This is a genomic window from uncultured Cardiobacterium sp. (genome assembly GCF_938028185.1).
Classification (GTDB): domain Bacteria; phylum Pseudomonadota; class Gammaproteobacteria; order Cardiobacteriales; family Cardiobacteriaceae; genus Cardiobacterium.
In genome coordinates this window covers 1-2052 of the sequence record NZ_CALJAH010000465.1, presented here as the reverse complement: position 1 = coordinate 2052, position 2052 = coordinate 1, and the positions used below count along the sequence as shown (strand labels likewise).

The 2052-nt window shown below is 65.8% G+C and carries 2 protein-coding genes; both read left to right on the top strand.

All coding sequences use genetic code 11. From position 1 onward, the window contains the following. On the top strand, window positions 1–1017 hold a 1017-nt coding region (locus tag Q0349_RS13415), incomplete at its 5' end, for a multidrug effflux MFS transporter (protein WP_298081520.1). A gap of 78 nt (window positions 1018–1095) precedes the next feature. Then, window positions 1096–1878 (top strand): 4,5-DOPA dioxygenase extradiol, encoded by a 783-nt coding sequence (gene ygiD, locus Q0349_RS13410; protein WP_298081519.1) that lies wholly within the window; start codon window positions 1096–1098, stop codon window positions 1876–1878. The last annotated feature ends 174 nt before the right edge of the window (window positions 1879–2052 follow it).

Genomic DNA, 2052 nt, shown 5'->3' with positions numbered 1-2052 from the left:
GGTTTTGCCATCGCGCAGCTCGTCTGGGGGCCGGTGAGCGACCGCATCGGGCGCAGGTTGCCGCTGTTTCTGGGTATGCTGCTGTTTGTGGCAGGCTCGGTCGGTTGTGCGCTGGCGCAGTCGCTGCCCGCGGTAGTGTTCTGGCGCGTGTTTCAGGCGCTGGGGGCGTGTGTCGGGCCGATGTTGTCGCGGGCGATGGTGCGGGATTTGTTCGGCACGACGCGCGCGGCGCAGGTGCTGTCCTCGCTGGCGATGATTATGGTGGTGGCGCCGCTGGTGGGGCCGCTCGTCGGCGGGCTGCTGCTGAAGGTCGCCAGTTGGCACGCGCATTTTTGGCTGCTCGCCGCGATTGGCGTGTTGATGTTTGTGGCGGTGTTGCGCCTGCCGGAGACGTTGCCGCCGCGCCGCCGGGCGGCGGGCTCGCTCTGGTCGGCGTTCGCCCGCTATCGCGAGTTGCTCGCTCACCGCGTCTTTATGCGTTATACCTTCTGCGTGACGTTTTTTTATGTCGCCGCCTACGCCTTCATTGCCGGTTCGCCCTTTGTTTATATTGATTATTTCGGCATTGACGAGGCGTACTACGGCTTCTGGTTTGGCGTGAATATTTTCGGCGTCTTCGCCCTGAGCGCGGCGAACCGCAGGCTGCTGCGCCATTTCGCCATTGACCGCCTGCTGCGCGCGGCGACGCGGTTTGCCGCCGTGTCCGCGCTGGTGCTGGTCGCGCTGGTGCTGGCCGGGGTCGGCGGCATTTGGGGCATCGCCCTGCCGATGTTCGCCGTGTTCAGCATGAATGGCATCATCGCCGCCTGCGCCAATGCGGCAGCACTCGCCAGCGTTGATAAATCTGTCGGCGGGGCGGCAGCGGCGCTGCTTGGCGCGCTGCAATATGGCAGCGGCATTATTTCTTCGCTGCTGCTCGCCGCCTTTGCCGACGGCACGCCACGGCCGATGGCGTGGCTGATTGCCGGGGCGGTCGTCCTGAGCGCGGTGATGGTCGTCCGCGTTAAGCCGCGCTAATGTACAGATGAAGCGGGCGACGCTGGGCGCACCGCAGCGCCCGCCCTACAATGCGCCGCTTTTCTACCGGAGCGCTTTATGTCCACCCTTCCCGCCATTTTCCTCGGCCACGGCAGCCCGATGAATGCCATCGACGACAGCAGCCGCTTCAACCGGGGCTTTCTCGCCACCGCCGCCGCCATCGCCAAACCGGAGGTCATCCTGATGGTATCGGCGCACTGGTTCGGGCGCGAGCTGCGCGTGATGAGCGGCGCGCACAACCCCATCCTTTACGATTTCAGTGGTTTCCCCGACGCGCTCTATCAGGCGCAATACCCGGCGCCGGGCGCGCCCGCACTCGCCGCGCGCGTCTGCGAACTGCTGGCGGCGGACGGCATCCAGCCCGATGCCAGCCGTGGCCTCGACCACGGTGCCTGGGCGGTGTTGCGCCATTTCTACCCCGCCGCCGACGTGCCGGTGGTGCAACTGAGCCTGAACCTGCTGCAACCGGCCGCCTGGCACTGGGCGCTCGCGGCGAAACTGCGACCGCTGCGCGACGAAGGCGTGCTGATTATGGGCAGCGGCAACATCGTCCACAACCTGCGCGCGCTCGATTTCGCCCGCGCCGACGAGGCCTTTGCCTACGACTGGGCGGACGCCTTCCGCCAGCGCATCAACCGCGCGATGGCAGCGGGCGACCGCGACACCCTGCTCAATCACCTCGCGCTCGACCCCGACCGCGCTGCCGTTCCCGCGCCGTTTGAGCATTTCCTGCCGCTGCTGTACGTCCTCGCGCAGCGCGACCCCGGCGAACCGCTGCGGATTTTCAACGACGAAATCGTCGGCGGTTCGCTCTCGATGACCTCGGTGCAGGTGGGGTAGGGCGGAGCTGACGAACGCGACCGCTGCCCGCCAATGCTCAAAAAACCCCGCAGCCGTGGGGTTTTTTCCGCTATGATATTCATAAATCCACACGGAATATAGCGATACTCACAAAGTTCTGTACAAGGCGCGCCGCCGAAGACAGTACGCCTTTGTACGGCGAGGCGGCGCAAC